This is a genomic window from Microbacterium sp. DWRC1-3, assembly GCF_049896645.1.
Lineage (GTDB): Bacteria > Actinomycetota > Actinomycetes > Actinomycetales > Microbacteriaceae > Microbacterium > Microbacterium maritypicum.
This window is the reverse complement of record NZ_JAFCUS010000001.1, coordinates 1,946,220-1,972,207: the sequence shown is the minus strand read 5'-3', so window position 1 is coordinate 1,972,207 and position 25,988 is coordinate 1,946,220. Positions and strand designations below refer to the sequence as shown.

The following is a 25,988-nucleotide window of genomic DNA, read 5'->3' as shown; positions in this document are numbered from 1 at the left end:
TCGACGGGGAGTGTGGGTTTCGACGCGTCTCATGATCTCGCCACGGCGCGCGCGTAGCGCTCGGAGAGCAGCTGCAGGCGGGGGAGCAGCTCGGGTGGGCTCTCGACCGTGAAGTCCATCATCAGCATGCCGATGTAGGCGGCGACGGTGTCGAGGCTGTCCGCACCCGTGACGAGGATGCAGTGCTCGTCGTCGACCGGCTCGACGATCCCGACCGCAGCGTGGATCCGGTCGAGTACAGCCTCAGCCGGCGCGTCGATGCGCAGCCGGGCATGCACGATCCACCCGCTCACGGCGATGGTCCGCATGGCGAAGGCCGTGTAGTCACCCCCGGGCAGCGGCTGCGGCGTGAAGGAGCGTCGCGTCGGCATCCGCAGCTGCATCCAGTCGACCCGGTACGTGCCCCATTCGTCGGTCTGCGGATCGCGTGCGACCAGGTACCAGCGCCGCACCCAGGTGAGCAGTCGGTACGGCTCGACCAGCACGGGTGCGCCCTCGTAGTCGAAGCGCAGCCACTCCTCGTCGCGGATCGCACGTGCGATGGCCTGCAGTGACGCGGCGTCGACCTCGGGGTCCGGGGCGTCGGTGTCGTTGTTCTCCGGGGCGCGGTCGACGCTCGAGCGGAGCGCATCGACCGTGGGGCGCAGGTGCGATGGCAATACCTGTTCGAGCTTGGCGAGCGCCCGTGCTCCGGCCTCCTCGACGCCGGCGATCCCGGCTGCGGCCCGCAGGCCCACGGTGACGGCCACGGCTTCCTCATCGTCGAGCAGCAGCGGAGGGAGCTTGCCACCGGCGCCGAGGCGGTAGCCGCCGACGGATCCTCGCGTGGCGTCGACGGGGTAGCCGAGGTCGCGCAGCCGCTCGACGTCGTGCCGCACCGTGCGGGAGGAGACGCCGAGCCGGGCGGCGAGGTCGCTTCCCGAGCGCTCGGGGCCGGTCTGCAGCAGAGCCAGCAGTGCGAGCAGTCGTGCGGTCGGATCGGCCATCGGAACTCCTCGAAAAGTCAGGCATCCATTAGGAACGAATCTAACCTAATGCCCTCGTACCTTCGACATATGGATAACACGACGCTCGCCTTCCGCCCCTTCACCGTCTCGGTCTCCGCCGCCGAGGTGGCCGATCTCCAGGATCGCCTCGCCCGCACCCGCCTTCCGCAGCCGTCGCCGACGGATGACTGGGATGCCGGCACTCCCAACTCCTACCTCCGCGAGGCCGTCGCCGCCTGGCGCGAGTTCGACTGGGCCGCAGCCCAGGAGCGGATCAACGCCGTCCCGCACTTCACCACCGAGATCGACGGCCAGACGATCCACTTCCTCCACGTGCGCTCGGCTCACGAGGGTGCGACGCCGCTGCTGCTCGCGCACACCTACCCCGGTTCGTCGGTCGACTACCTCGACGTGATCGATCGCCTCGTCGACCCCGTCGCGCACGGCGGCCGTGCCGAAGACGCGTTCGACGTCGTGATCCCGGATGCTCCGGGCTACGGCTTCTCGCAGCCGCTCGCCTCTGCCGGGTGGACAACGGCGCGGGTCGCGGCGGCCTATGACCGTCTGATGCGCGGGCTCGGCTACGACAGCTACGGCATCCACGGCTCGGACAACGGCGCCATGGTCGCGCGTGAGCTGGGCCTGCTCGAGCCTGCGGGCTTCCTCGGACTGCACGTGCTGCAGCTGTTCTCGTTCCCCTCGGGCGACCCGGCCGAGTTCGAGAAGCTCGAGCCCGCGGACTACGCCGGCCTCGAGCACATGCAGTGGTTCCAGTCGGTCGGCGGGTACAACACGATGAACTCTTCGCGCCCGCAGACCGTGTCGGTCGGGATCAGCGATTCCCCGGTCGGGCTGCTCGCCTACAGCGAGCTGTTCAACTCGTTCGGCAACGGCACCTCTCTGGTTCCGCTGGAGAAGATCCTGCTCGAGGTGAGTGTGAACTGGTTCGCGAACGCGGCATCCGGCATGAACCGCAGCTATCTGGAGAACGCCAGGGCCGACGCCGCGGCCGACGCCGCCGAGGATGCCGGGCCGCGGATCAACGCCGCACGCACGGGGGTCGCCGTGTTCGCGGACGACTTCCAGACGATCCGGGTCTTCGCCGAGCGCGACAACGCGAACATCGTGCACTGGAGCCGCTTCGATGAGGGCGGGCACTTCGCCGCTCTGGAGCGTCCCGACCTGCTCGCCGACGACATCCGGGCGTTCTTCGCCGACGTCCGCTGACTGTCGAACCCCACTCTGCTGCCCAGACCCACCCGTGCGTCCGTCGCACGGGTGGGTCTAGCATGTCGGCATGTTCGAGCCGTGGAGCGAGTTCAACGTCGCGATGGCGGGGGCGACGGCCGCGCTCGCCGGACTCGTGATCGTCGCCGCGAGTGTGAACATCGCCGAGATCGTCAAGTCCCGCACTCTGACAGCACGGCTCCTCGCCGGGATCGCCGCCCTGCTCCTGGCGCTCGCGGTGTCGGCGCTGGGGTTGATCCCCGACATCGACGGCCCCTGGTTCGGCGCGGCCGCCGTCGTCGCGTCGCTGCTGGCTGCCGTGTTCCAGGTGCACGCGACGCGCCTCATCGCGACCGATCCGAGCCCCGAGGATCGCGCCCGTCCGCTCAAGTACCTGGTCGGCTTCCTGCCGATCTTCGCCTATCTCGCCGCGGGCGTGCTGGTGTGGATCGGGCATCCGGCCGGGCTGTACCTCGCGGCGGCGGGCTGTCTGCTCGCGATCGTCTCGGCCGTGGTGGTGTCGTGGGTGGCGCTCGTCGAGGTCCTGCGCTGAGCGGGTACGCGGAGAGGGGTCTCGCGCGTCAGCCCGTGACGGTGAGCTGCACCTCGGCGGTGCCGCCCGCCTCGACCCAGGCGAGTGAGCGTTCCAGGATGCCGCGCAGCACGTCGAGGTCGATCTGCTCCAGGTCCTTGATGTAGAGGCACCCGACGCCCGTGGTGTGCGGTCCGAGCTTCGCCAGGGCTTCGGTGTGCGCGCCGACCCCGTCGAGCAGATAGATCGTGGTCGCGGCCTTGCGTGGAGCGAAGCCGAGCAGTCCGCTGTCGCCTTCGGTCCCTGTCGGGTAGCGGTAGTGGCAGGAGCCGAACCCGATGATCGTGCCCCACGTCTGCGGTTCGCGTCCGGTGACCTCCTGCATGAGCGCGGTCAGCGTCTCGGCGTCCCTGCGGCGCACGGCGGGGGAGGAGCGGGCGATGAGCCCGGCGACGTCGTCCCCCGTGGGCTTCACTTCGGGGCCTTCGCCGCGGCCTTCATCGCCTTCTTGTGCTCGCGCACCTTCGCGAGCGAGTCGGGCGAGACGATGTCGGCGACGCTGCGGTACGAGCCGTCCTCGCCGTAGGGAGCGGATGCCTCGCGCCAGCCTTCGCCCGTGAAACCGTATTGCTTGCCGAGGAGGGCGAGGAAGATCTTCGCCTTCTGCTCGCCGAAGCCGGGGAGGGCCTTCAGTCGCTTCAGCACCTCGGGCCCCGACGGGTCCCCCTCGGTCCACAGGGCTGCGGCATCGCCGTCCCAGTCGTCGACGAGGGTCTGGCACAGCGTCTGCACGCGCGTCGCCATGGACCCGGGGAACCGGTGCACCGCGGGGGTCTGCTTGAAGGCCTCGAGGAACTCGTCCGGTGCCATGTGGGCGATCGTCGCGGCGTCGGTCGCGCCGGTGCGCTGCTCGATCTTGAGCGGACCGGCGAACGCGGTCTCCATCGGAACCTGCTGGTCGAGGAGCATCCCCACCAGCAGGGCCAGCGGATTGTCGGTCAGCAGCTCGTCGGCGGCGGTGTCTCCGGTGATGTGAAGGGCCATGCCTCCAGTGTGCCACCGGTGAACGGAGCGTGTCAGGCGGTCGCGGCGTCGTCTGCAGCGTCGGCTTCGGGGGCGATGCCGTACAGGGCGGCGAGCGCCGCGGTGAACTCGTCGGCACGGCCGGCCGCGGCGAGCTCGTGGGCGCGCACGGTCGGGGTGTGCAGGAGCACGCCGGAGAGGTGACGCAGAGCCTGCTCGACCTTGCCGTCCTCGTCGCCGCGCGCGCGGGCACGGTCGATCTCGCGTTCCAGGAGCTCGAAGATGTGCGACCGCAGCGCCACCACCGACGGCGTGACGCTCTGGCGGGCGCCCACGACGTGGAAGGTCTCAGCGGCTTCCCGGACCACGCTGCGCGCGGCATCCGTCGCCTGCAGCTCTTCGAGCGGCGCGTGCAGGCGGATGGTCTCGAGGTCGAGCAGGGCCACACCCTCGAGGCCGGCGATGGCGGGGTCGACGTTTCGCGGCATGCCCAGGTCGACGACGAGCTGACGGTGTGCGCCGACGGGGCAGCCCGCCGCGGCGGGGCCGGTCGGCAGCTGCAGGTGCTCGGGGCCGAGCACGGGCTCCGTCGCCGTGGTGCAGGTGATGAGCAGGCTCGACCGTGCCGCGGTGCGGGCGTACTCGTCGGCGGCGATCGGACGGATGCCGTGCTTCGCGGCGAACACCTCGGCGCGGCCGGAAGGCGAGTACACCGAGATGTTCACGGCACCGCGTTCGCGGAGCGTGGCGAGGGTGACCGCGGCGTAGGCACCGGTGCCGACCAGCAGCACGCGTTCGGCGGACCAGTCGGCGATGCGGCTGTCTGCCAGCTCGAGCGCGAGACGCACGAGCGAGCGGCCGGCGCGACCGAGGGCCGTGACGTTCTTGACCTTGCGCTGGGCCTGGCTGGCGCGCTGGAAGAGGCGTTCGAGCTCGGGCGAGGTGGTGCCGTCCTTGCGGGCGGACTTGAGAGCGCGGCGCACTTGCCCTGCGATCTCGCCCTCGCCGGAGACGACGGATTCGAGACCGGAGGCGACGGAGAAGAGGTGCTCGGCGACGCGGCGCCCCGAGTGCACGGTGTAGGCGCCGTCGAGGTCGGCGGCCGAGATTCCGGTCGCGGATTCGACCGCTTCGATCACGGCTTCGACGCCGATGGCGCCGGCGGCGGTGACCGGTTCGTCCATTTCCACGTACGCCTCGAAACGGTTGCACGTCGCCAGCACGACCGCACCCTGCACGCACGGCGTCATGCCCACGATGGTGGGAGCGACGTCGTCGGGGGTGCGGCTCAGGCGTTCGAGCAATTCGAAGGAGGCGGTCTTGTGACTCGCCGTCACACACAGCAGCACACATCGATTGTACCGGAGGGTCTGCGGGGGAGGGTTCGACAGGTCGACTCGGCGGCTCCATAAGGGTCGGGTGGGAGGATGGACGCATGGCCCTCTCCGACGCCCCGCTCCTGCGCGCCCTCGCCGGCGACCGTCCCCCTCACGCCCCGGTGTGGTTCATGCGGCAGGCCGGCCGGTCGCTTCCCGAGTACCGCGACCTGCGCGTCGGGACCCGGATGCTCGACGCCTGCCTCACCCCCGATCTCGCCGCCGAGATCACCCTGCAGCCGGTGCGCCGTCACGGGGTCGACGCGGCCGTGTTCTTCAGCGACATCGTCATCCCGCTGCGCCTCGCCGGTGTCGAGGTCGAGATCGAGCCCGGTCGCGGCCCGGTGTTCGCGAACCCGGTGCGCACGGCGGCCGACGTCGACCGCATCACCGCCATCGACCCGGACGACCTGGACGGCACGGCGATCGCCGAGGCTGTGCGGCTCGTCACGGCCGAGCTCGGCGACACCCCGCTGATCGGATTCGCAGGAGCGCCCTTCACGCTCGCGGCCTACCTCGTCGAGGGCGGCCCTTCCAAGGAGCATCTGCGCGCGCGGGCCATGATGCACTCCGACCCGGATTCGTGGAACCGTCTCGCGGGCTGGCTCGCCCAGGTCTCTCGCCGCTTCCTCGAGACGCAGCGCGACGCCGGAGCATCCGTCGTCCAGCTCTTCGACAGCTGGGCCGGATCCCTCAGCACCGCTGACTACCGCGCCTTCGTCGCCCCGCATTCCCACGCGGCGCTCTCGGGCATCGGCCTGCCGACCATCCACTTCGGCGTCGGGACCGGACCGTTCCTCGCTGATATGCGCCTCGACGGTGTGGCCGATGGCGTCGGCGTCGACTGGCGCCAGCCGCTCGACGAAGCCGCCGCGATCCTCGGACCGGATGTCACGGTGCAGGGCAACATCGACCCCGCGCTGCTCTCAGCCCCCTGGTCGGTGCTGGAGGCGCACGTGCGCGACGTCGTCGAGCGCGGCCGTGCGGCGCGCGCCCACATCCTCAACCTCGGCCACGGCGTGCCCCCGGAGACCGACCCCGACCAGCTCACCCGCATCGTCGAGCTGGCGCACACGATCTGACGGTCAGGCCACGCGCCGAGAGCTATCTAGCCAAGGTGCTATATTGCAACCATGACTGACAGCGCGACGGACATCTTCGCGGCGCTGGCCCACCCCACACGACGTCAGATCCTGCAGGACCTGAAAGACGGTGAGCTCGCGGCCGGCGAGATCGCGTCGCGCTTCTCCGCGAGCGGCCCGACCATCTCCCGTCACCTGAGCGTGCTGCGCCAGGCGGGCCTCATCAGCGAGCGCCGCGATGCCAACCGCATCCTCTACTCCCTCGTGGGTGAGCGGCTCGCGCTCTCGGTCGGCGACTTCCTCTCGACGGTGTGCCCCGAGCAGATCGTGCTGCGCGAGGTCCGCAAGCGCGGACGCGGAGCCTCCGAGCCCGTCGAGGCCTGAACCGCCCCGGTGCGAGAATTGAGGGCATGAGCCCCGAGCCCTCCTCCGCCGAGCCGTCCGACCTCGCCGCCCGCGCGGCGCACACGCATGTCGTCGTGGTGGGCGGTGGCATCGGGGGTCTCGTCGCTGCGCGGGAGTGCGCGAAGGTCGGAATGCGCGTCACCGTGCTCGAGGCGGAGGAGACACTGGGCGGCTCGATCCGCCGGGTCGACCTCGACGGTGTCACCATCGACGCCGGGGCCGAGAGCTACGCCACCAGGGGTGGACTCGTGCGCGCCCTCGTGGAGGAGCTCGACCTGGCGGACCGCATCGTGCTCCCGAAGCCGGGCGGGGCATGGCTGGCCGGAATCCCCGGTGTGGGCGCGGCGCCGCTCCCTGTGGGCGGCATCCTCGGCATCCCCGCCAATCCGTTCCAGCCCGACGTCCGCCGCATCATCGGATGGTCGGGCGTCTGGCGCGCCTACCTCGACCGCGTGCGCCCGCCCCTCACGATCGGGCACCAGCTCAGTCTCGGAAAGCTCGTCGCGTCGCGCATGGGGGCGAAGGTGCGGGATCGACTCGTCGCCCCCGTGACGACCGGCGTCTACTCGGCGTCTCCCGACGATGTCGACATCGATGTCGCAGCGCCGGGGCTCAACGCCGCACTGACCCGGGTGGGTTCCCTCTCCGGCGCGGTGCAGACGCTGCGCGATGACGCCGCGGAGAAGGCCGCGGAAGCGCAGGCGGCCGCGAAGACGCCGGGAGCGGCCGTCGAGGGGCTCTCGGGAGGCCTGAGCACGCTGGTCGATGCCCTCGCCGCCGACCTCGTTCGCCTCGGTGCCGAGGTGCGCACGGGAGTGCGGGTGCGCACCGTGCGCAAGACCGGGGCGCGCTGGTCGGTCGAGACCGAGGCTGAGGTCGCGGTCGAGGTCGAGGTGAGGGCGGAGGAAAGCGGCGAGAGCGCCGCAACGGATCCTCTGGAGCCGGTGGTCGAGGAGCTCGACGCTGACGCCGTCATCATCGCGACGCCCGAGTCGGCCGCACGGAAGCTCCTCGCCTCCGCGGTGCCGGCCCTCGCCACGACGGAGGCCGCGTCATCGCCCGAGATCGAGATCGTCACCCTCGTCCTCGACGCGCCGGAACTCGCCGCCGCCCCGAGGGGAACCGGCGTGCTGACCGTTCCGGGCAGCCACACCGCCAAGGCGCTCACCCACTCGACCGCCAAGTGGGGCTGGGTGCGCGACGCCGCGGGTGCCCGGCAGATCGTGCGGGTGTCGTTCGGCGCCCAGGGGGAACCCGCAGCGACCGCGGGCCTGGACGACGCCGCGGCGGCAGACCTCGCACGGCGCGAAGCCGCCGCCCTGCTGGGAGTCGCCATCGCCCCCGAGGCTGTCATCGCCTCGCATCGCGGCCGTTTCATCCAGTCGCAGCCCGCCTCGATCATCGGCTCAGGGGGGCGGCGCACCGCAGCACGTGCAGCGGTCGAGGCGGTGCCCGGCGTGGCCGCGGTCGGCGCCTGGCTCGCGGGGACCGGACTCGCCCAGGTGATCCCCGACGCACGGGACGAGGCCGACCGTCTGCGCCGCGCCCTGTTGTGGGACGGGGAGTCCTGAAGTGCGGGAGCGGTCTGTGTCAACCCTCTGACCCATAGATGCCGAATTCGGCATACGGGGTTACGCTGGGTACCTGGTCGCGGGGGGCGAATGCCTGCGGTCGGTCCCAACCGGGCGAATCTGGCCGGACTACCGGAACAAGGTGAGGAGACCCCATGAAGGGGAAGATCGGACTCGTCGTCGGGCTCGGCGTGGGCTACGTGCTCGGCACCCGTGCCGGACGTGAGCGCTACGAGCAGATCAAGACGCAGTGGCTCAAGGTGTGGCACCTCGACCCCGTGCAGGAGCAGGTCACCAAGGTCAAGGGTTTCGTCGGCGACAAGGCTGCGGCCGTTCCCGGTGCGCTCTGGACCGGTGTGGTGAAGGTCGCGAAGTCCGTCACCGGCTCGGGCACGCCCGGTCAGCGACTCGACTCCGCCATCGCCACCGGCCGTGAGGCGGCAGAAGATCTCGCCGAGGCGACCGAGGAAGCGGTCGAGGCTGCGAAGTCCACCGCGACGTCGACGAAGCCCGCTGCGAAGAAGCCCGCCGCCAAGAAGCCGGCGGCCAAGAAGCCGGCTGCGAAGCCCGCCCCCAAGAAGTCCGGCGCCTGAGATGCCCCGCGGATACCGCGATCGCGCCGACGACAGCCTGCTGACTCTCCTCGGAGATCTGCCGGAACTCGTCACGAATCTGGTCAAGGCCGAGATCGACGCCGCCAAGGCGTGGGTCTCGCGCACCTCGAAGGATGCCGGCATCGGTTCCGTGTGGTTCCTCGTCGCGCTGTTCTTCCTGTTCTGGGCCGTGCCCGTCATCCTCGTCTTCGCGATCGCCGGGCTGTCGTCCTGGTGGCCGGTGTGGCTCTCGGCGATCGCGGTGTTCGGCATCCTGATCCTCGCGGTGCTGCTGTTCGCGTTGCTCGGGATCCTCAAGTTCCGCAAGGTGCTCGCGCGCCAGAACCCGGCGCAGGCCGTCGCCGAAGACATCCGACTCGTGAAGGAGGCCGGCGATGACGAGTTCTGAGTCGCTGCCGCGCACCGCCGTTCCCGGCGGGATCGTCGACCCCGTCGCTTCGGCCCGTGCCGAGCTGAAGGCCGCCCTCGCGGCGATCGAGGTCAAGGGGAACATCCCGCGCCGGGTCGAGAAGGCGTCGACACGTGCGGTGGCGAAGGCCCGCGTGTTCGCCGATCGGAACCCGATCGGCGCGATCGCCGCCGCCGTCGGAATCGCTGCCGCAGTCGGGGGCGCGATCTGGGCGATCGCGCGCTTCATCTCGCGCTGAGGCGCAGCATTCCGGGAAGCCGCGAGCAGCCCTCCGGGGTGATTAGCGGCTCCTGCGCAAACGAGGCAGACTGGGGAGCATGATGTCCGAAGAGCGCGATGAGAACCCGTCCGGCTTCACCCTCTGGGCTGTCTGGCGACGAAACCCCGACCTCCCCGTGACGGAGAACGACTCGACCGAGCTCGAGACGATCGTCTCCTACATCGAGGACTCGGGTGTCACCGTCCGCGGCTTCTACGACGTCTCCGGACTCAAGGCCGACGCCGACCTCATGGTGTGGCTGCACGGCGACACCGCCGAGGAGCTGCAGAAGGCGCTGCGTCGCCTGCGTCGCACCGAGCTGCTGCGTTCGCTCCTCCCGGTGTGGAACGTCATGGGCGTGCACCGCGATGCGGAGTTCAACCGCTCCCACGTCCCGGGCTTCCTGCGGGGTATGGACCCCAAGGACTGGCTGTGCCTGTACCCGTTCGTGCGCACGCCGGAGTGGTACCTCGCCCCGGAGGAGGAGCGTCGCAAGATGCTCGCCGACCACGGACGCAAGGGCGCCGCGTTCACGGGCGTTCTCGCCAACACCGTCGCCTCCTTCGCTCTCGGCGACTACGAATGGCTGCTGCCGCTCGAAGCCGATGAGCTCACCGACCTCGTCGACATGATGCGCGATCTCCGCTACACCGACGCTCGCATGTACGTGAAGGAGGAGGTGCCCTTCTACACCGGGCGCAGGCTCCGGTTCGACGAGATCGCGGACGTGCTCCAGTAAGCCCATGAGTACCCCCATTCGTCTGGGCACCCGCCGCAGCGCGCTCGCGCAGGCGCAGTCGGGTCACGTCGCCGCAGCCCTCGAGAAGCTCTCGGGGCGCCGGGTCGAGCTCGTCCCGATCACCAGCGAGGGCGACACGAATCGTGCCTCGCTCTCCGAGATCGGCGGTCAGGGCATCTTCGCCACGCGTCTTCGCGAGGCTCTGTTCGCGGGCGAGTGCGACTTCCTCGTGCACTCCCTGAAGGATCTGCCGACCGCCGTCCCCGAGGGCCTCGTGATCGCGGCGACGCCGAAGCGCGAGGATCCGCGCGATGTGGTCCTCACCCGCGACGGCACCCCGCTGCACGAGCTGCGCTCGGGAAGCACGGTGGGCACAGGGTCGCCGCGTCGCATCGCGCAGGTGCATCGACGCGCGCCGAAGGCCGAGGTCGTCGACATCCGCGGGAATGTCGACTCCCGTCTCGCCCGGGTCACATCGGGTGAGCTGGATGCGGTCATCCTCGCGGCGGCAGGTCTCTCCAGGCTCGGCGCGGAGACGCCGCTGCGGCGCGAGGAGCTCGGTCTCGCCGAATGGCCGACCGCGCCAGGGCAGGGCTCGCTCGCCGTCGAGACCCGCGCGGATGCGCCGGAGGAGCTGCTCGCGGCCCTTGCCGGTCTCGACGACACCGATACTCGTCTGGCCATCACGGTGGAACGCGCGATCCTGCAGGGATTGGACGCAGGATGCCAGGCGCCGATGGCCGCGCATGCGGTGGTCGAAGGCTCCTCGATCCGGGTCAGGACGGTCGTCTATGCCGCCGACGGCGGGCGCCGGATCGGCCTCGACGTCACGGAAGACCTGAACGGGGAGTATATTCGTCGGAACGGCAGTGGCAATGGAGCGGATGCTGCCGATGGTGCAGACCCGATGCACGCAGCGCGCGAGCTCGGGTTCACTGTTGCCCGTCGGCTGCTCGATCAAGGGGCGGCCGGCCTCGTATCCCGAGAGCAATCCTCATGACCACTTCCGAAATCAAGCAGGACCGACCGTTGGACGGCTGGCGCATCCTCGTGCCCCGTGGCGGGCCGTGGGGCGACAGCGTCGCCGCGAGTCTGCGGGCGCTGGGCGCCGTGCCGGTCGTCGCACCACTGATCAACTTCGCCCCGACGACGGATCAGGCGACGCTCGACACCGCGCTGGCGCAGTTGGCCGCGGGCGAGTTCGACTGGCTGACGGTCACGAGCGCCACCACCGTCGACGTGCTCTTCGCCCACCGGGCGGCGGTGCCGCGGGAGACCAAGATCGCCGCCGTGGGCGAGACGACCGCGGCGGCGCTGCAGGCGGTCGGCTACGAGGTCACACTGGTCCCCGAGCAGGACAACTCGGCAGAGGGCATGGCGCAGCAGCTCATAGCCCTCGAGAAGGAGCCGCGTCGCATCCTCGCCCTTCGCAGCGAGATCGCGAAGCCCGTGCTCAGCAGACTGCTCTCCGAGGCGGGTCATGACGTACATGGCGTCGTCGCCTATCGCACGGTCGGTGTGCCGGTCACGGAACGGATCCGCCGCGACGTCGAGAACGGCCGGATCAACGCGATCCTCATCACCAGCGGCTCTGTCGCCGAGCAGGTGCGCGAGCAGTTCCCGGAGATCCCCGATGACACGCTGCTCGCGGCGATCGGACCACGCACGGCGAATGACGCCCAGCGTGCCGGTCTGCCGGTGTCGGTCGTCGCCGACCGTCAGACCATCGACGCCCTGATCGATGCGGTCTCGCACTTCACGCTTCCGCACGCGGCCGACGAGTTCGCGCCGTGAGCTTTCCCGATGTCCGGCTGAGGCGAGTGCGTCAGTCTCGTGCGGTGCGCGACCTCGTGCGCGAGACCTCGCTGCAGCCGCGGCAGCTCGTGCTGCCCCTCTTCGTGCGCGAAGGCATCGCCGAACCCGTGCAGATCGGGTCGATGCCCGGTGTCGCTCAGCACTCGCTGGACTCGCTGCGCGCAGCCGCGGTCGAGGCCGCGGAGGCGGGGGTCGGCGGCGTGATGCTGTTCGGCGTGCCCGCGGTGCGCGATGCCGTCGGCTCCGGCGCCGATGATCCGCGAGGCATCCTGAACGTCGCGACGGAAGCGCTGGCCTCCGAGGTCGGCGACGCGCTCGTCGTGCAGACCGATCTGTGCCTGGACGAGTTCACCGATCACGGTCACTGCGGCGTGCTCGCCGCCGACGGGTCCGTCGACAACGACGCGACGCTCGAGCGGTACACCTCGATGGCGCTGGCGCAGGCCCGTGCCGGCTCTCAGCTGCTGGGGCTGTCCGGGATGATGGACGGCCAGGTCACGGTGATCCGCAGGGCGCTCGACGCCGAGGGTTTCACCGACACGCTTCTGCTCGCCTACGCCGCGAAGTACGCGAGCGCCTTCTACGGACCCTTCCGCGAGGCGGTCGACTCTCAGCTGAAGGGCGACCGTCGCACGTACCAACTCGAACCGGGCAACCGGCGCGAGGGCGTGCGCGAGGCTGTCGTCGATGAGGCCGAGGGTGCCGACATCGTCATGGTGAAACCGGCCATGGCCTTCCTCGACGTGCTGCGCGAGGTTCGCGACACGGTGAGTATTCCCGTGTGGGCATATCAGGTGTCCGGCGAGTACGCGATGATCGAAGCCGCCGGCGCGAACGGCTGGATCGACCGTCGTGCGGCCATCCTCGAATCCCTTCTCTCCATCCGCCGCGCCGGTGCGGATGCGGTGCTCACCTACTGGGCCACCGAAGCGGCCGGCTGGCTGCGCGACTGACTTCTCCGAGGAGCTCTCCTTCATGACCGACCGCAATGACGACCTGTTCTCCGCTGCCCGCGCGGTGATCCCCGGTGGGGTCAACTCGCCGGTGCGCGCCTACGGTTCGGTCGGCGGGACGCCGCGGTTCCTCGCCTCCGCGAAGGGGGCGCGGGTCACTGACGCGGCTGGTCGTGAGTACGTCGACCTCGTCGCTTCGTGGGGTCCTGCCCTGCTCGGTCACGCGCACCCTGAGATCGTCGCGGCGGTGCAGGAGGCGGCGTCCCGCGGCCTGTCCTTCGGCGCGCCGACCGAGGGCGAGGTCGAGCTCGCCACGCTGATCGCCGACCGCGTGCGGTTCGGCGAGGTCCGTCCTGTCGAGCGCGTGCGTCTGGTCTCCACCGGAACCGAGGCGACCATGACGGCGATCCGCCTCGCGCGGGGCGCCACCGGTCGCGACCTGCTCGTGAAGTTCGCCGGGCACTACCACGGTCACTCCGACGGTCTTCTCGCCGAAGCGGGTTCGGGTGTCGCCACGCTCGCCCTTCCCGGTTCTGCCGGGGTTCCGGCGCCGATCGCGGCCCAGACTCTCGTGATCGGCTACAACGACCCGGATGCGCTGGCTGCGGTGTTCGCCGAGCATGGTCCGCGCATCGCCGCCGTCATCGTCGAGGCATCGGCGGCGAACATGGGCGTCGTCGCGCCGATGCCCGGGTTCAACCGGCTGATCGCCGAGACCGCCCACGCGCACGGTGCCCTGATGATCATCGACGAGGTGCTCACCGGATTCCGCGTGCACCCGGCAGGGTTCTGGGGTCTGCAGGCCGCAGCGGGCGAGGACTATCTGCCCGACATCTTCACCTTCGGCAAGGTCGTCGGCGGGGGGATGCCGTTGGCGGCGCTGGGTGGACGAGCCGAGATCATGGACCTGCTGGCTCCGCTCGGACCGGTGTACCAGGCAGGGACGCTGTCCGGGAACCCGCTCTCGGTCGCTGCGGGGCTCGCGACGCTGCGGCTCGCGACGCCCGAGGTCTACGCGACCGTCGACGCGGCGGCCGCACGGGTGTCCGCTGCTCTCGATGCCGCTCTCACATCAGCGGGTGTGACGCACGCGGTCGCCACCGCCGGCAACCTGTTCAACGCGTCCTTCCGGGCATCGGCGCCGAGGGACTATGCCGAGGCTCAGGCGCAGGAGTCCTACCGCTATGCGCCGTTCTTCCACTCGCTGCGTGAGCAGGGCGTGGCTCTTCCGCCGAGCGTGTTCGAGGCCTGGTTCCTCACCGCAGCGCACGGCGAGGAAGAGCTGCAGCAGATCGAGGCTGCCCTCCCCGCTGCTGCGGCTGCCGCGGCAGCCGCGCGCCCGTAACGCGACTCCGGTCGGAAGGACATCGGTCGGCGCGGCGCGCTGATCGGTGGCATTCGCGTACCCGGCAGTGAATCGAGTATGGTACATATGTTCGAATCACGGGGAAGGGATCATGATGACTGGTGCTGATCGACAAGGGATCGTTGCGTTCCTGTGAACAACTTCCAGACAACTGGCAGGACGGCGCTGGCAGACTGGGTGACATGGTGACGTTGTTGCTGGACCAGACGCAACTCGAGGTCGTGCTCTCGCCGATCGAACGTGCCGCCACCTTCCACCGCGACAACCTCCGGATCGCGCGCGACACCATCACCAAGGTGCAGCTGACAGAAGATGCCTGGACCTGGCTGCGTGGAGTCCCCAACCCCGGGACGCACATCCCCGGTGTGCTCGCTGCGGGCAGCTGGAAGGCCGCGGGCAGCCTCGACTTCGTGCTGATCCGCCGGCGTCGCCCGAGTGTCGTGATCGACCTCGAGGGCGATGAGCAGTACCGACGGCTGATCCTCACCACGAGTCACGGGCTCGCGCTCACGCAGGCACTGCGCCTCGACGTGACCGACGAACCGGCGAACGTCGAAGAGATCGTGGCGACCGCACCGGTGCCCGTCTCGAAGGGCCGCCGTCGGCCCGTCATCCGGCCCCGGCCCGCCTGACCTGCAGCTCCGGAGCTCACGCTGGGTGCGGCGACCTCCTCTGAACGAAGAACGCCCTCCAGACCTGCGGGTCCGGAGGGCGTTCCATGTCAGCTGAAGCTCAGTTGTGGTGGTGCTCGTCGCCGTCGTGATTCTCGTTGTCGGCATGGTTCTGATCGACATCGGCAGGGCCGGATTCCTCGGTGCCGGACTCCGGGTGCTCTGACGCGTCGTGACCGGCTTCGTCCGTCTCGGAGTGACCCGAGGACTCCGCGAGCGGCACGGTGTCGATGACGCCGGTGGATGCGACGGTCCAGTGCGCGCCCTCTGCGGGGGTGTCGTCGCTGGCCGCCGTCTCGCTCTCCGCGCTCAGCGGGTAGTCCTTGGGCTCGTCCTCGTAATACGCACGCGCCGCCGCGGCGAGCATCGAGCTCACCGCCGCAGAGCGGGGGTCTTCGTCGTCGACAGGGGAGGAGTCGGAGTCGGAGCCGGCGTCGGACGCGGGGGCCTCGTCATCCTCGGATGCGTCGTGGAGATCGGCGAAGATCTCGACACCGCTGTGGTCCTCGTCGCCGTGCACCTCCTCGGAGCCGGGGGCGTCGACCGATACGGCGGCAACACCGTCGGCGTCCTCGGCAGAGGCGTCGTTCACCGCGGTCGGTGCTGCAGCACCGAACAGGATCTCATCGAACGACCGTTCCGGGGCCTCCTCGAAGGAGACCGCGTCGTCCTGAACGTCGTGACCCGGCTCGCCGTCGGTCTGCTCGCCGTCGGTCTGCTCGCCGTCGGTCTGCTGGTCGTCAGTCTCCAGTCCGTCGACCACCGCGGCGTCCGCGGATGCGTCGCCTTCAGCGGCCTCGCCCGCCTCTTCGGTCGCCGCGTCCACGTCGGCATCCACGTCCACGTCGGCGGCAGGAGCGTCAGGCTCATCCGCGACCTGCTCGGTGTCGACCTGCTCGGTGTTTTCCTGTTCCGTGCGGTCGTGGTCCGTGTCGACGGATGCGGCGAGGTCGTCGGCCACGGCTGCGCCCGCAGGGGCAGCGGCGGCCTCGGCCGCCCATGCGGCAGCTGCGGCGACCGGGATGGCGACAACCGAATCGGCGGGAGCCGGTTCGGAAACGTCTGCCGCGTCTTCGGAAGCACGCTCGTCGGCAGCGGCCTCTTCGGAGATCGCCTCCGAGGGTGCCGGCGCGGCGAGCTGCGGCGGGGTCGTCGCAGCGTTCGGTGCGAAACGGCCCCCGCGCATCAGATCGATGAAGACGTCTTCGAGCGTCGGTCCGCGCTGCACCAGGGTGCTCAGGGCGATTCCCGCTTCGGCGGCGACGGCGCCGACCGTGCCGGCATCTCCGCCGCGCACCGTCAAGCCCGAACGCAGCACCTCGATGTCGAATCCGGCCGCCATGAGCGAAGCCGTCAGCGCGGCGCGATCAGCGGCGTCGACGATGACGGAGCCGCCCTTGGGGTCGGCGAGAGTCTCGATGCCGCTGGCAAGTACGAGCGTGCCCTTCGAGAGCACGAGCACGTTGTCGGCGACCTGCTCGACCTCGCTGAGGACGTGCGACGACACGAGCACGGTGCGTCCCTCGTCGGCGAGACGTCGCATCAGCAGGCGCATCCAGCGGATGCCCTCGGGGTCGAGTCCGTTGGCCGGCTCGTCGAAGACGAGGGCGCCGGGGTCGCCGAGGAGCGCGTGGGCGACGCTGAGCCGCTGACGCATGCCGAGGGAGAAGCCGCCGATGCGGGAGTCGCCCTCGCCCTCGAGGCCGACCAGCGAGAGCACCTCGCCGACGCGCGACAGGGGGATGCCGTTCGCCTTGGCGGCGATGGTCAGCTGGCGTTCGGCGGTGCGGCGAGGACGGTAGACCGTCTCCTCGAGCACCGCGCCGATCGTACGCAACGGCTGGCGGAGTTCGGCGTAGGTGGCGCCGCCGATGGTCGCCGTGCCGGATGTGGCGCGCACCTGACCGAGCAGGATGCGCAGCGTTGTGGTCTTGCCGGCTCCGTTCGGGCCGAGGAAGGCGGTGACGGCACCGGGCTCGACGCGCGCGGAGAAGTCCGAGACGGCGGTCACCTCATTGAAGCGCTTCGTCACGTGCGTGAACTCGAGCACCTGTCCTTCAGGCATCCGTGACCTCTCGTCGCATTTTGAACAGTTCCTCCCTATCCTGCCGGAAAAGCCTGTCGGATCCCGCATTTCGCGCGGAATACCGCCGTTTGCCGAAAGGGGTAGCCTGGCGAGCGTGACCGATTCTCACGCTGCATCCCGTGTCCTCGTCCGCACCGAAGGGGCGCTCGGGCGGCTCACGCTCAATCGCCCCGAGGCGATCAACGCCCTCGACGTCGAGATGATCCAGGCCCTCACCGCGGCGTTGAACGCCTGGCGCGACGACACCGACGTGCAGATCGTGCTGCTGGACGGGGCAGGCGGGCGTGGCATGTGCGCCGGCGGCGACGTGCGCGCACTGCACGCGCAGATCGTGGCAGGGCAGGCCGAGCAGACCGCCGAGTTCTTCCGCGCCGAGTACGCGTTGAACGCCATGATCGCCGAGTACCCCAAGCCGGTGGTGGCCCTCGCCGACGGCATCACGATGGGCGGCGGGATCGGGCTCGCCGGTCACGCCGCGATCCGCATCGTCACGGAGCGCTCCCAGCTCGCGATGCCCGAGACGCGGATCGGATTCACGCCGGATGTCGGCGGCACCTGGCTGCTCGGCCGTGCGCCCGGACGGCTCGGCGAGTACTTCGGCCTCACCGGGGCCGTGATGAATGGAGCGGATGCCGTCTATCTCGGGTTCGCCGATCACTACGTGCCGTCGGAGCGCCTCGAGGCGCTGAGCGAGGCTCTCGCGTTCCGCGCCGACCCGACGAGCCCCAGCGAGATCGTGCTGCTGTTCGACGAGACGCCCGAGCCCTCGCAGCTGCCCGCGTCGAGGGAGTGGATCGACGAGGCCTTCTCCGCTCCCACCGTGGGCGAGATCATCGAACGCCTGCAGGCGCAGGGCACGACGGATGCCGCCGCAACCGCGGATCTCCTCGAGGGTCTCGCGCCGACCGGCCTCACGGTCACGCTCGATGCCGTGCGCGAGGCGCGCGACCTGCCGGGGCTTCGCGCGGCACTGGAGGGCGAGTACCGCCGCGTGATGTGGTTCGTGAACGAGCACCCCGACCTCGTCGAGGGCATCCGCGCGCAGATCGTCGACAAGGATCGCAACCCGAAGTGGGACCCGGCGACCCTGGCCGAGCTCGCTCCGGACGCCGGTGCCCCCGCGCGCGCGTACGTTCCGCAGCCCGCCCTGTTCTGAGCCCGGGTTGTTCTGAGCCCGGGTGTTCTGAGCGAGGGCGTGTTCACCTGTCGGGAGGATGCACGGTTGTCGGGCAGAACGGGCGGTTTCGGCACGCTGGACACCGGAACTCCCGACGGATGAACTCCGGTGAGCTCGAGGCCTACTCGGAGGCCGCGGGGGCAGGGCCGGGGATCGACCGCGACTGCCAGATCGCACGGAGCACGTCGACGACGTCATCCGGGTCGGACCCGCTGGCATCGGCCTCGTCGACCAGATCGCGGATGCGACGGATCACCGAGGCAGGAAGAACCCCCGCCGTCTCGGCGACCCTCGTACCCGCAGCCGTGCGCGAGACGACCAGCCCCTCGCCCTCGAGCATCTTGTACGCGCGCGCCGCGGTTCCGGGGGCGACGCCCAGGTCGCTCGCCGTCTGTCGGACAGTCGGCAACCGCTCCCCGGTGCCCAGCTGACCCGACACGATGAGGCCGCGCAGCTGCCGGTAGATGTCGAGTGCCGGATTCGCATCGTCTGCCGGGGAGAGTCGGGGGGTCGCGCTCATCGCACGGCCTCCCGATCGGCGGAGGTCTCGGCGTCGTCGGTCCGCTCGAAGTCGTAGCCCGGCGGGCACAGCTGCGCGGTCACGAGGAGCAGCAGCACGAAGGCCGCGATCTCGAGCGCAGGCGCCAGCCATCCGCCGACGGCCGCGATCTCGCCGTATCGCCAGGCGGCGTCGTAGGAGTCGCTGCGACCGTCGCCCTCGACGGTGAGTCCGCCGATCGAGCCGGCCTCGGCGATGAACCGCCATGCCCCCGCGAGGGCGAGGAACGCGCTCGAAATCGCGAGCCGTGTGATCCCCGTCGCGATGTCGCGGCGCTCGCGCTGCTCGGTGAGGACGGTCTCCGGGCGTAGGAAGGGTCGAGCCGCGTTGGCATGCAGCGCGGCGACGCTCACGGCGACGAGGGCGGCCGTGCAGATCAGGACGGGGACGCCGTAGGCCCAGCCGTAGAACCAGGGGCGGATCGGATCGATCGTCTCGTTGGGCACGTCGATCTCGAGGAACACGTACGGACCGCCGTCGATGTTCGAGGAGGCGAGCCCGGCGAGCACGGTGGTGGCGGTGAGTGCGAGCAGCGCGACGGCGGCGCCGGCCGAGCCGATGCGCGAACTGAAGCTCAGCCAGGTGCGACGCGGGGACACGACGGGCCGCTCGGCCGGCCTGCTGCCCCTCGTGACGATCAGGGTCAGCAGGACGGCGATGCCCACCCCTGCCGTGAACACCGGAGTCGCGTATCGCCACCAGGAGACCACGTTGTAGAGGTTCAGGGCGTAGCGGGTGATCAGGTTCTCGGCGACGAAGATCACGATCACCGAGATCGCGACGAGACCGAGGACGCGGTGCTCTGGCGCGTAGCGCGCGAAGACCCCGCCGGATGAGGCCGGGGTGAGGCGCGCGCGGCTCTCGCTCCGTGCGCGCCAGCGCGGCGAGACGGTGACCGCGATCGCGATGATCGCCGCGACGATCAGCGACACCCACGGCATCGAGAGGAGAGCGCCGAACAGCTGCCAGGGGTCGAACAGCCACGGGCCGGGTTCGATCCGCTGGCCGGCGTCGATCGGGGATGCGGTGGTCGTGAGCATGGGAGTCCGTCCTCTTTGTGTCATATGTCTATCACAAGTTGTATCAGTGAGTAAATACAAATGAGGGGAGGATGCTCGTCACGCTCGTCGTTCGTCCGCGCGGAGAAACCGCTGATCGGAGCGGGAGGCGGTTCGCTGTGAGCGAAGGTCCACCGTGAGGGGGATACGAATGTCCGTGGATCGTGGCACTCTGTCTTGTGGCCGATTGTCGGTCGGCATCCGTCTGCCGAGAAATCCGCCGCTTCATCCTTCCTAGAAAGTCCGCCTGTGCTGGGAAAAATCCTCCTCCGCTATCTCTCCCGATACCGATGGCTGCTGCTCGCGGTGCTGGTCTTCCAGCTCGCCAGCGTGGCGGCGACCCTCTACCTCCCGCGCCTGAACGCCGACATCATCGACAAGGGCGTCGCCCGCGGTGACACCGCGTACATCTGGAGCACCGGTCTGTTCATGCTCGCGGTCTCGCTGGGGCAGATCATCGCCTCCGTCACCGCGACGTACTTCGCCGCGCGCGCCGCGATGGGCGCCGGCCGCGACATCCGCGCCGACGTGTTCGGCAAGGTCAGCGGCTTCTCCGAGCGCGAGGTCTCGCAGTTCGGTGCCGGCTCGCTCATCACCCGCAACACGAACGACGTGCAGCAGGTGCAGATGCTCGCGATGATGGGTGCCACCATGCTCGTCACGGCACCGCTGCTCGCGATCGGCGGCATCATCTTCGCCGTCCAGACCAACGTCGGCCTGAGCTGGCTCATCGCCGTCTCGGTGCCGCTGCTGCTGATCCTGGCCGCCGTCGTCATCGGGCGCATGGTGCCGCTGTTCCGCAGCTACCAGGGCAAGCTCGACAACGTCAACCGCATCATGCGCGAGCAGCTCACGGGTGTCCGCGTCGTGCGCGCCTTCGTGCGCGAGCGCATCGAGGAGGAGCGCTTCCGCGGCGCCAACACCGACATCATGGTGGTCGGGCGCAAGGTCGGCTCGCTCTTCGTGCTGCTGTTCCCGCTGTTCATGCTCATCCTCAACGTCACCGTCGTCTCGGTCATCTGGTTCGGCGGCATCGAGGTCAACAACGGCACGGTGCAGGTGGGCACGCTGTTCGCCTTCATGCAGTACATCGGCCAGATCATGGGCGGCGTCATCATGGCCAGCTTCATGGCGATGATGATCCCGCGCGCCGCGGTCTCGGCCGAGCGCATCGGCGAGGTGCTCGACTCCGAGTCCACTCTGGTCCGCCCCGAGAACGGCGTCACGGAGTTCCCGGTCCCCGGTGCCGTCGCACTCGACGACGTCGAGTTCACCTACCCCGGAGCCGACTCCCCGGTGCTCACCGGCATCAGCTTCGCCGCGCAGCCGGGCGAGACGGTCGCGATCGTCGGATCCACCGGATCGGGCAAGACGACCCTCGTGTCGCTCATCCCGCGTCTGTTCGACGTCTCGGGGGGTGCCGTGCATGTCGGCGGCACCGATGTGCGCGAAGCCGACGTCGAGTCCCTCTGGGACAGCATCGGCCTGGTGCCGCAGCGTCCGTTCCTTTTCACCGGCACCGTCGCGTCGAACCTGCGCTACGGCCGCGAAGAGGCGACGGACGAAGAGCTCTGGCACGCACTCGACATCGCTCAGGGCCGCGACTTCGTCGAAGAGATGCCCGACGGCCTCGAGTCCCGCATCGCCCAGGGCGGCACGAACGTCTCCGGCGGTCAGCGTCAGCGACTCGCGATCGCCCGTGCGATCGTGCACCAGCCGCAGATCCTCGTCTTCGACGACTCGTTCTCGGCCCTCGACCTCACGACCGATGCCCGGCTCCGCCAGGCACTGTGGCGCGAGCTCCCGCACGTGACGAAGATCGTGGTCGCGCAGCGCATCTCCACGATCACGGATGCCGATCGCATCGTCGTCCTCGACGGCGGCACCATGGTCGGCGTCGGCACACATGAGGAGCTGCTCGAGACGAGCGACACCTACCGAGAGATCGTCGAGTCGCAGCTGGGGGTGGACGCATGAGCGCGCAGGACAACGACCAGGCCAAGGCCAAGCGCGGCCGCGGCAAGGCGGCGCCCGCCGTGGCCGAGGTCGAGCTGAGCGCCGAGGAGAAGTACGAGGCCGAGCTCGCCGAGCAGGCGCGTCAGAACTCCGGCGATTGGGACAGTGTCGCACCCGGCAAGGCCGACAACTTCGGCCCCAGCTTCGCGCGCATGATCGGGCTGCTGAAGCCGTCGGCCATCTGGTTCGTCTTCGTGTCGATCCTGGGCGCGATCGGCGTGGTCCTGACGGTCGCGGCGCCCAAGGTGCTCGCCGAGGCGACGAACCTCGTCTACAAGGGCTTCATCTCCATCCAGCTCGGACAGCCGACCGACGGGTTCCCCGGCTTCCCCGCCGGCACGTCGCAGGACGTCGTCGTCGAGGCCCTGCGAGCCGGCGGCCAAGACGACTTCGCGAACCAGGTCGGGGCGCTGGGTGACTTCACCGTCGGCCAGGGCGTCGACTTCGACGCGCTGCGGCTCGTCATCGCGGCGGTCCTCGGGATCTATGTGGCCGCGGCCTTCCTCACCTGGATCCAGGGCTACGTCATCAACGTGATCATGGTCCGCACCATGTGGCGACTGCGCGAGTCCGTCGAGGCGAAGATCAACCGCCTGCCGCTGGCCTACTTCGACAAGGTGCAGCGCGGCGAGCTGATCTCGCGCGTCACCAACGACATCGACAACATCACGCAGACGATGCAGCAGTCGCTCTCCGGTGCCCTCACCTCGGTGCTCACCGTGATCGGCGTGCTCGTCATGATGTTCTCGATCTCGTGGCAGCTCGCGCTCGTGGCCCTGGTCACGCTGCCGCTCATGGGAGTGATCTTCGGCATCATCGGACCGCGGTCGCAGAAGGCCTTCGGCATGCAGTGGCGCAAGGTCGGTCGACTGAACGCCCGTGTCGAGGAGGCATTCTCGGGCCACGCGCTGGTGAAGGTCTTCGGACGCGAGAAGGATGCGCTTGACCGGTTCCAGGTCGAGAACGAAGAGCTGTTCCAGGCGAGCTTCAAGGCGCAGTTCCTCTCCGGCATCATCATGCCGGCCATGATGTTCGTCGGGAATCTCAGCTACGTGGGCATCGCGGTGCTCGGCGGTCTGATGGTCGCGAACGGTCAGCTCCGTCTCGGTGACGTGCAGGCGTTCATCCAGTACTCGCAGCAGTTCACGCAGCCGCTGTCCGAGCTGGGTGGCATGGCCGCGGTCGTGCAGTCCGGAACGGCATCGGCCGAGCGTGTCTTCGAGCTGCTGGACGCCGACGAGCAGGAGGCCGATGACGCCGACGCTCCCGATCTGGTGGAGGGCAAGGGCGTGATCGAGTTCGAGAATGTCGCGTTCTCCTACACGCCGGAGCGTCCGCTCATCCGCGACCTGTCGTTCCGGGTCGAGCCCGGGCAGACGGTCGCCATCGTGGGCCCGACCGGGGCGGGGAAGACGACGCTGGTCAACTTGATCATGCGCTTCTACGAGCTCAGCGGCGGGCGGATCATGCTCGACGGCCAGGACATCGCCGAGGTCACCCGCGACGAGCTGCGCTCACGCACCGGAATGGTGCTCCAGGATCCGTGGCTGTTCGCCGGCAGCATCCGCGAGAACATCCGCTACGGACGCTCCACCGCGACCGATGACGAGGTTCTCGCCGCCGCCAGAGCGACCTACGTCGACCGCTTCGTGCACGCCCTCCCCGAGGGCTACGACACGGTGCTCGACGAGGATGCAGCGAACGTGTCGGCGGGTGAGCGCCAGCTCATCACCATCGCGCGAGCCTTCGTCGCGCAGCCGTCGATCCTCATCCTCGATGAGGCCACCTCGGCGGTCGACACCCGCACCGAGCTGCTGCTGCAGCACGCGATGGCCGCGCTCCGTGAAGGACGTACGTCGTTCGTGATCGCGCACCGTCTGTCGACGATCCGCGACGCCGACCTCATCCTGGTGATGGAGCATGGCGACATCGTGGAGAAGGGCACGCACGACGAGCTGATCGCCGCGCAGGGCGCCTACTGGCGTCTGTACCAGTCGCAGTTCGAGCAGGCGGCGACCGACATCGACGCCGACGACGCACTCACCGGGGCGACCCCGGTCGTCGTCACGGGTGAGGCGACCGACGCCGAGGGCGCCGCTGCGGAGGCCGCTGCCGCCGTGGCCGGAGCCTCGGTGGGTGCCCAGGTGCCGGCCGCGGAGACAGCGGCTGCGCAGGCTCTGCTGGAAGACGGAGCGGACGGCTCCGCCCGCCGCTCCTGATCTGCGGGCACAGCACAGGACGACGCCCCATTCCGCTCACGCGGGGTGGGGCGTCGTCCTGTGCTGGTCACGCGACCGGGAGGCGCACGACGCGCTCGGGAGATGCGTGAGCGGAGAGGGTGGTCAGGAGCGGTCGGTCGTGATGCCGAGCAGTTCCAGCGGGTGGGTCAGACGCCACCACGGGCTCGGGCCCTCGACGTCTTCGGCCAGCACCAGAGGCGTCGTGGTGGTGTTGAGGGGGCCGGCTGTGGTGAGCGTCCCCACCGCGTCGTCCTGCTCACGCTCGTCGCCGAGGGCGAAGTCCGCCGTGGCCGTGGCGGTCGCTGCGTTCCAGAGCACCACGTCGGCGTCGGATTCGGTGATGACGTCGACCTTCTCACCCCAGGGGGTCGTGACCTGACCGACGACCGTGTTCTTCGCGACGGCCGGGGCCTGAGCTTCCAGCGCGGCTTCCGCCTCGGTGAACAGGGAGCGGGTGAGGGCGAGTCGCTGGTCGTTGCCGGCCTGGTTCAGGGCCGCGGCGTAGAGGTGCACGGTCGTGTCGCCGATGATCACATCCTTCGCGGTGAGCAGGTTCCAGCCCACGAGCGTGCCGGTCTTGATGCCCACGACACCGGGGTCGTCGAGCATTCCGTTCGTGTTCACGACGGTGCCGGCACCCGGAAGATCGACCGACCTGGTCCCCACGATCTCTGCGAACACCGGGTTCTGCATGGCGCGCTCACCGAGGGCGATCAGGGCCTCGGGAGTGGCGACGTTGCGTTCGTCGAAGCCCGACGGCGTCACCACGGTGATGCCGGTGAGCCCGCGTTCTCGCAGCCAGACCTCTGCGGCACGGGCGAACTCGCGATCGGAACCCCAGATCTCGGTTGCCAGGCGGTCGATGTAGTTGTTCGCCGAGCCCATGAGCGTGCCCTGCAGCAGCTGATACTCCGTCAGAACGCCGCCGATCGGCACATCGAGGGCGGACTGGTCGCTGCGGCGGTAGTCCCAGTACTTCACGCTGTCGGCGCGGGTGAACGAGAACTCGGGGCCCTGCTCGCCGAGCGCGAGCGGCATCCGGTCGAGCACCATCAGGCTGCTCACCACCTTGGTGATGCTCGCGATGCTCACCGCATCGGGGACCGATGCCGCGGTGCCCATGCCGGCGATCCCCACGGCGCCGGCGCCCTCGGTCGGCCAGGTGACCGTGGCAGCGGCGGCGGGCGTCGTCGCGAACTCGACCGACTGCACCGTGGGCGGCACCTCGTGCAACGGCCACAGCAGCGTGGTGCCGGCGTACACGGCGACGATGCCGACGAGCGTGGCCAGAGGCACCAGGATTCCGGGGCGGGCGATGGCCGGACGAAGACGCGCCCCCCGCAGCAGGCCGTCCGTCGGTTCGGCTTCCGACGTCTCGTCGAGAGTCGCGGCATCGGTGCCGGCGGCGACCGTCGCGGTGTCCACCCAGGTCAGAGCTGTGGCGGTGGTGGTGTCATCCGCCCACCGGGGTGACGCGCCGTCCAGCAGGGCGAGGGCGTCGTCAGAGGTCTCTGCGGCGATGGGCTCGCGAGGAACGAAAGGCGGCTTGGTCAGGGCGGGGGTCGCCGGTTCCGGCGACACCACCGGCTCCGGCGGCACGACGGGATCCGGCGCGACCACCGGTTCCGGCGGCACGACGGGATCCGGCGCGACCACCGGCTCCGCGGCGAGCGCGGGTGTCGACGTCTGCTCGGCCGTCAGCACCGAACCGGCTGCCGCAGCATCGACAGGTCCGGAGGGGGAGGCGTTCGCCGGGCCGTCGTCGCCGACGACGCCCGTCGCCTCGTCGGCGGGATCTGAAGCGGTCACTCGTTTACGGTACCC

General features: G+C 69.8%; 25 protein-coding genes. 17 read left to right on the top strand and 8 right to left on the bottom strand.

The genetic code is table 11. The features are described from left to right. Positions 1 to 29: 29 nt before the first annotated feature. Positions 30 to 986, bottom strand: coding sequence for a helix-turn-helix transcriptional regulator (locus ACP699_RS09585; protein WP_426170794.1), 957 nt, complete (start codon positions 984 to 986; stop codon positions 30 to 32). A gap of 69 nt (positions 987 to 1,055) precedes the next feature. Between ACP699_RS09585 and ACP699_RS09580 the strand changes: the two genes are divergently transcribed. After that, positions 1,056 to 2,213 carry an epoxide hydrolase family protein gene (locus tag ACP699_RS09580; protein ID WP_055866205.1) on the top strand — a complete coding sequence of 386 codons (1,158 nt, stop codon included), beginning with the start codon at positions 1,056 to 1,058 and terminating at the stop codon, positions 2,211 to 2,213. 70 nt (positions 2,214 to 2,283) lie between these two features. Further along, positions 2,284 to 2,766: a hypothetical protein gene (locus ACP699_RS09575; protein ID WP_017829554.1), complete on the top strand. Its 483-nt coding sequence runs from the start codon at positions 2,284 to 2,286 to the stop codon at positions 2,764 to 2,766. Between the two features lie 28 nt (positions 2,767 to 2,794). Here the strand turns inward: ACP699_RS09575 and ACP699_RS09570 are convergent, their stop codons facing one another. Genes ACP699_RS09570 through ACP699_RS09560 form a run of 3 tightly spaced genes read right to left on the bottom strand, consistent with a single transcriptional unit; the run spans position 2,795 to position 5,117 of the window. Then, positions 2,795 to 3,220: a DUF1801 domain-containing protein gene (locus ACP699_RS09570; RefSeq protein WP_426170791.1), complete on the bottom strand. Its 426-nt coding sequence runs from the start codon at positions 3,218 to 3,220 to the stop codon at positions 2,795 to 2,797. Beyond that, on the bottom strand, positions 3,217 to 3,789 hold the full coding sequence (locus ACP699_RS09565; RefSeq protein ID WP_218683034.1) for an HhH-GPD-type base excision DNA repair protein: 573 nt from the start codon (positions 3,787 to 3,789) through the stop codon (positions 3,217 to 3,219). The genes ACP699_RS09570 and ACP699_RS09565 overlap by 4 nt, the downstream gene beginning before the upstream one ends. Positions 3,790 to 3,821: 32 nt before the next feature. Further along, a complete protein-coding gene (locus ACP699_RS09560; RefSeq protein ID WP_055874691.1) occupies positions 3,822 to 5,117 on the bottom strand; it encodes a glutamyl-tRNA reductase in 1,296 nt (431 codons plus the stop codon). 86 nt (positions 5,118 to 5,203) lie between these two features. Here ACP699_RS09560 and hemE point away from each other — a divergent pair, with 86 nt between their 5' ends. From hemE to ACP699_RS09500, 12 genes are all read left to right on the top strand, one after another. Next, entirely contained in the window at positions 5,204 to 6,226 is a 1,023-nt protein-coding gene (hemE, locus tag ACP699_RS09555) for a uroporphyrinogen decarboxylase (protein ID WP_426170788.1), read from the top strand. Positions 6,227 to 6,277: 51 nt separating this feature from the next. Next, positions 6,278 to 6,610, top strand: coding sequence for a metalloregulator ArsR/SmtB family transcription factor (locus ACP699_RS09550; RefSeq protein WP_017829549.1), 333 nt, complete (start codon positions 6,278 to 6,280; stop codon positions 6,608 to 6,610). A 26-nt stretch (positions 6,611 to 6,636) separates the two neighbouring features. Next, positions 6,637 to 8,202, top strand: a complete 1,566-nt coding sequence (locus ACP699_RS09545) for a protoporphyrinogen/coproporphyrinogen oxidase (RefSeq protein WP_426170786.1) — start codon at positions 6,637 to 6,639, stop codon at positions 8,200 to 8,202. Positions 8,203 to 8,357: 155 nt separating this feature from the next. Then, a complete protein-coding gene (locus ACP699_RS09540; RefSeq protein WP_055874683.1) occupies positions 8,358 to 8,795 on the top strand; it encodes a hypothetical protein in 438 nt (145 codons plus the stop codon). Between the two features lies 1 nt (position 8,796). Beyond that, positions 8,797 to 9,204, top strand: a complete 408-nt coding sequence (locus ACP699_RS09535; RefSeq protein WP_017829546.1) for a phage holin family protein — start codon at positions 8,797 to 8,799, stop codon at positions 9,202 to 9,204. Then, positions 9,191 to 9,463: a hypothetical protein gene (locus ACP699_RS09530; RefSeq protein WP_426170783.1), complete on the top strand. Its 273-nt coding sequence runs from the start codon at positions 9,191 to 9,193 to the stop codon at positions 9,461 to 9,463. Before ACP699_RS09535 ends, ACP699_RS09530 begins: the two co-directional genes overlap by 14 nt. A gap of 79 nt (positions 9,464 to 9,542) precedes the next feature. Next, positions 9,543 to 10,223: a hydrogen peroxide-dependent heme synthase gene (gene hemQ / locus ACP699_RS09525; RefSeq protein WP_017829544.1), complete on the top strand. Its 681-nt coding sequence runs from the start codon at positions 9,543 to 9,545 to the stop codon at positions 10,221 to 10,223. A 4-nt stretch (positions 10,224 to 10,227) separates the two neighbouring features. Then, positions 10,228 to 11,223: a hydroxymethylbilane synthase gene (hemC, locus tag ACP699_RS09520; protein WP_055866189.1), complete on the top strand. Its 996-nt coding sequence runs from the start codon at positions 10,228 to 10,230 to the stop codon at positions 11,221 to 11,223. Beyond that, positions 11,220 to 12,017: a uroporphyrinogen-III synthase gene (locus ACP699_RS09515; RefSeq protein WP_017829542.1), complete on the top strand. Its 798-nt coding sequence runs from the start codon at positions 11,220 to 11,222 to the stop codon at positions 12,015 to 12,017. Before hemC ends, ACP699_RS09515 begins: the two co-directional genes overlap by 4 nt. Further along, positions 12,014 to 12,991, top strand: coding sequence for a porphobilinogen synthase (gene hemB, locus ACP699_RS09510; RefSeq protein ID WP_426170779.1), 978 nt, complete (start codon positions 12,014 to 12,016; stop codon positions 12,989 to 12,991). The genes ACP699_RS09515 and hemB overlap by 4 nt, the downstream gene beginning before the upstream one ends. 22 nt (positions 12,992 to 13,013) lie before the next feature. Further along, the gene (gene hemL / locus ACP699_RS09505; RefSeq protein WP_314472910.1) at positions 13,014 to 14,336 is read left to right on the top strand and encodes a glutamate-1-semialdehyde 2,1-aminomutase; all 1,323 of its coding nucleotides are present in this window, start codon (positions 13,014 to 13,016) and stop codon (positions 14,334 to 14,336) included. A 203-nt stretch (positions 14,337 to 14,539) separates the two neighbouring features. Beyond that, positions 14,540 to 14,989 (top strand): hypothetical protein, encoded by a 450-nt coding sequence (locus ACP699_RS09500; RefSeq protein ID WP_017829539.1) that lies wholly within the window; start codon positions 14,540 to 14,542, stop codon positions 14,987 to 14,989. 100 nt (positions 14,990 to 15,089) lie between these two features. Here the strand turns inward: ACP699_RS09500 and ACP699_RS09495 are convergent, their stop codons facing one another. Then, a complete protein-coding gene (locus ACP699_RS09495; RefSeq protein WP_302793621.1) occupies positions 15,090 to 17,093 on the bottom strand; it encodes an ATP-binding cassette domain-containing protein in 2,004 nt (667 codons plus the stop codon). Between the two features lie 115 nt (positions 17,094 to 17,208). Here ACP699_RS09495 and ACP699_RS09490 point away from each other — a divergent pair, with 115 nt between their 5' ends. Next, on the top strand, positions 17,209 to 18,270 hold the full coding sequence (locus ACP699_RS09490; protein WP_055866180.1) for an enoyl-CoA hydratase/isomerase family protein: 1,062 nt from the start codon (positions 17,209 to 17,211) through the stop codon (positions 18,268 to 18,270). Positions 18,271 to 18,412: 142 nt separating this feature from the next. Here the strand turns inward: ACP699_RS09490 and ACP699_RS09485 are convergent, their stop codons facing one another. Both ACP699_RS09485 and ACP699_RS09480 read right to left on the bottom strand, forming a co-directional pair. Then, complete coding sequence (locus tag ACP699_RS09485; RefSeq protein ID WP_127483100.1) at positions 18,413 to 18,811, bottom strand: GntR family transcriptional regulator; 399 nt, start codon at positions 18,809 to 18,811, stop codon at positions 18,413 to 18,415. Next, the gene (locus ACP699_RS09480; RefSeq protein WP_426170775.1) at positions 18,808 to 19,890 is read right to left on the bottom strand and encodes a hypothetical protein; all 1,083 of its coding nucleotides are present in this window, start codon (positions 19,888 to 19,890) and stop codon (positions 18,808 to 18,810) included. The genes ACP699_RS09485 and ACP699_RS09480 overlap by 4 nt, the downstream gene beginning before the upstream one ends. A 267-nt stretch (positions 19,891 to 20,157) precedes the next feature. Here ACP699_RS09480 and ACP699_RS09475 point away from each other — a divergent pair, with 267 nt between their 5' ends. Together ACP699_RS09475 and ACP699_RS09470 are read left to right on the top strand one after the other, a co-directional pair. After that, complete coding sequence (locus ACP699_RS09475; RefSeq protein ID WP_055866173.1) at positions 20,158 to 21,885, top strand: ABC transporter ATP-binding protein; 1,728 nt, start codon at positions 20,158 to 20,160, stop codon at positions 21,883 to 21,885. Beyond that, positions 21,882 to 24,143 (top strand): ABC transporter ATP-binding protein, encoded by a 2,262-nt coding sequence (locus ACP699_RS09470; protein WP_055866170.1) that lies wholly within the window; start codon positions 21,882 to 21,884, stop codon positions 24,141 to 24,143. Before ACP699_RS09475 ends, ACP699_RS09470 begins: the two co-directional genes overlap by 4 nt. A gap of 123 nt (positions 24,144 to 24,266) precedes the next feature. Here ACP699_RS09470 and ACP699_RS09465 read toward each other — a convergent pair whose 3' ends face one another. Further along, complete coding sequence (locus ACP699_RS09465; RefSeq protein WP_426170772.1) at positions 24,267 to 25,973, bottom strand: D-alanyl-D-alanine carboxypeptidase family protein; 1,707 nt, start codon at positions 25,971 to 25,973, stop codon at positions 24,267 to 24,269. Positions 25,974 to 25,988 lie beyond the last annotated feature (15 nt).

Bases quoted from the DNA above. Each gene is read 5' to 3' on its own strand.
- ACP699_RS09495 (WP_302793621.1), bottom strand. From the start codon at position 17,093: ATGCCTGAAGGACAGGTGCTCGAGTTCACGCACGTGACGAAGCGCTTC.
- ACP699_RS09585 (WP_426170794.1), bottom strand. From the start codon at position 986: ATGGCCGATCCGACCGCACGACTGCTCGCACTGCTGGCTCTGCTGCAG.
- ACP699_RS09550 (WP_017829549.1), top strand. From the start codon at position 6,278: ATGACTGACAGCGCGACGGACATCTTCGCGGCGCTGGCCCACCCCACA.
- ACP699_RS09470 (WP_055866170.1), top strand. From the start codon at position 21,882: ATGAGCGCGCAGGACAACGACCAGGCCAAGGCCAAGCGCGGCCGCGGC.
- hemE (WP_426170788.1), top strand. From the start codon at position 5,204: ATGGCCCTCTCCGACGCCCCGCTCCTGCGCGCCCTCGCCGGCGACCGT.
- ACP699_RS09480 (WP_426170775.1), bottom strand. From the start codon at position 19,890: ATGCTCACGACCACCGCATCCCCGATCGACGCCGGCCAGCGGATCGAA.
- ACP699_RS09500 (WP_017829539.1), top strand. From the start codon at position 14,540: ATGGTGACGTTGTTGCTGGACCAGACGCAACTCGAGGTCGTGCTCTCG.
- ACP699_RS09515 (WP_017829542.1), top strand. From the start codon at position 11,220: ATGACCACTTCCGAAATCAAGCAGGACCGACCGTTGGACGGCTGGCGC.
- hemL (WP_314472910.1), top strand. From the start codon at position 13,014: ATGACCGACCGCAATGACGACCTGTTCTCCGCTGCCCGCGCGGTGATC.
- ACP699_RS09535 (WP_017829546.1), top strand. From the start codon at position 8,797: ATGCCCCGCGGATACCGCGATCGCGCCGACGACAGCCTGCTGACTCTC.
- hemC (WP_055866189.1), top strand. From the start codon at position 10,228: ATGAGTACCCCCATTCGTCTGGGCACCCGCCGCAGCGCGCTCGCGCAG.
- hemQ (WP_017829544.1), top strand. From the start codon at position 9,543: ATGATGTCCGAAGAGCGCGATGAGAACCCGTCCGGCTTCACCCTCTGG.
- ACP699_RS09545 (WP_426170786.1), top strand. From the start codon at position 6,637: ATGAGCCCCGAGCCCTCCTCCGCCGAGCCGTCCGACCTCGCCGCCCGC.
- ACP699_RS09575 (WP_017829554.1), top strand. From the start codon at position 2,284: ATGTTCGAGCCGTGGAGCGAGTTCAACGTCGCGATGGCGGGGGCGACG.
- ACP699_RS09565 (WP_218683034.1), bottom strand. From the start codon at position 3,789: ATGGCCCTTCACATCACCGGAGACACCGCCGCCGACGAGCTGCTGACC.
- ACP699_RS09540 (WP_055874683.1), top strand. From the start codon at position 8,358: ATGAAGGGGAAGATCGGACTCGTCGTCGGGCTCGGCGTGGGCTACGTG.
- ACP699_RS09485 (WP_127483100.1), bottom strand. From the start codon at position 18,811: ATGAGCGCGACCCCCCGACTCTCCCCGGCAGACGATGCGAATCCGGCA.
- ACP699_RS09530 (WP_426170783.1), top strand. From the start codon at position 9,191: ATGACGAGTTCTGAGTCGCTGCCGCGCACCGCCGTTCCCGGCGGGATC.
- ACP699_RS09580 (WP_055866205.1), top strand. From the start codon at position 1,056: ATGGATAACACGACGCTCGCCTTCCGCCCCTTCACCGTCTCGGTCTCC.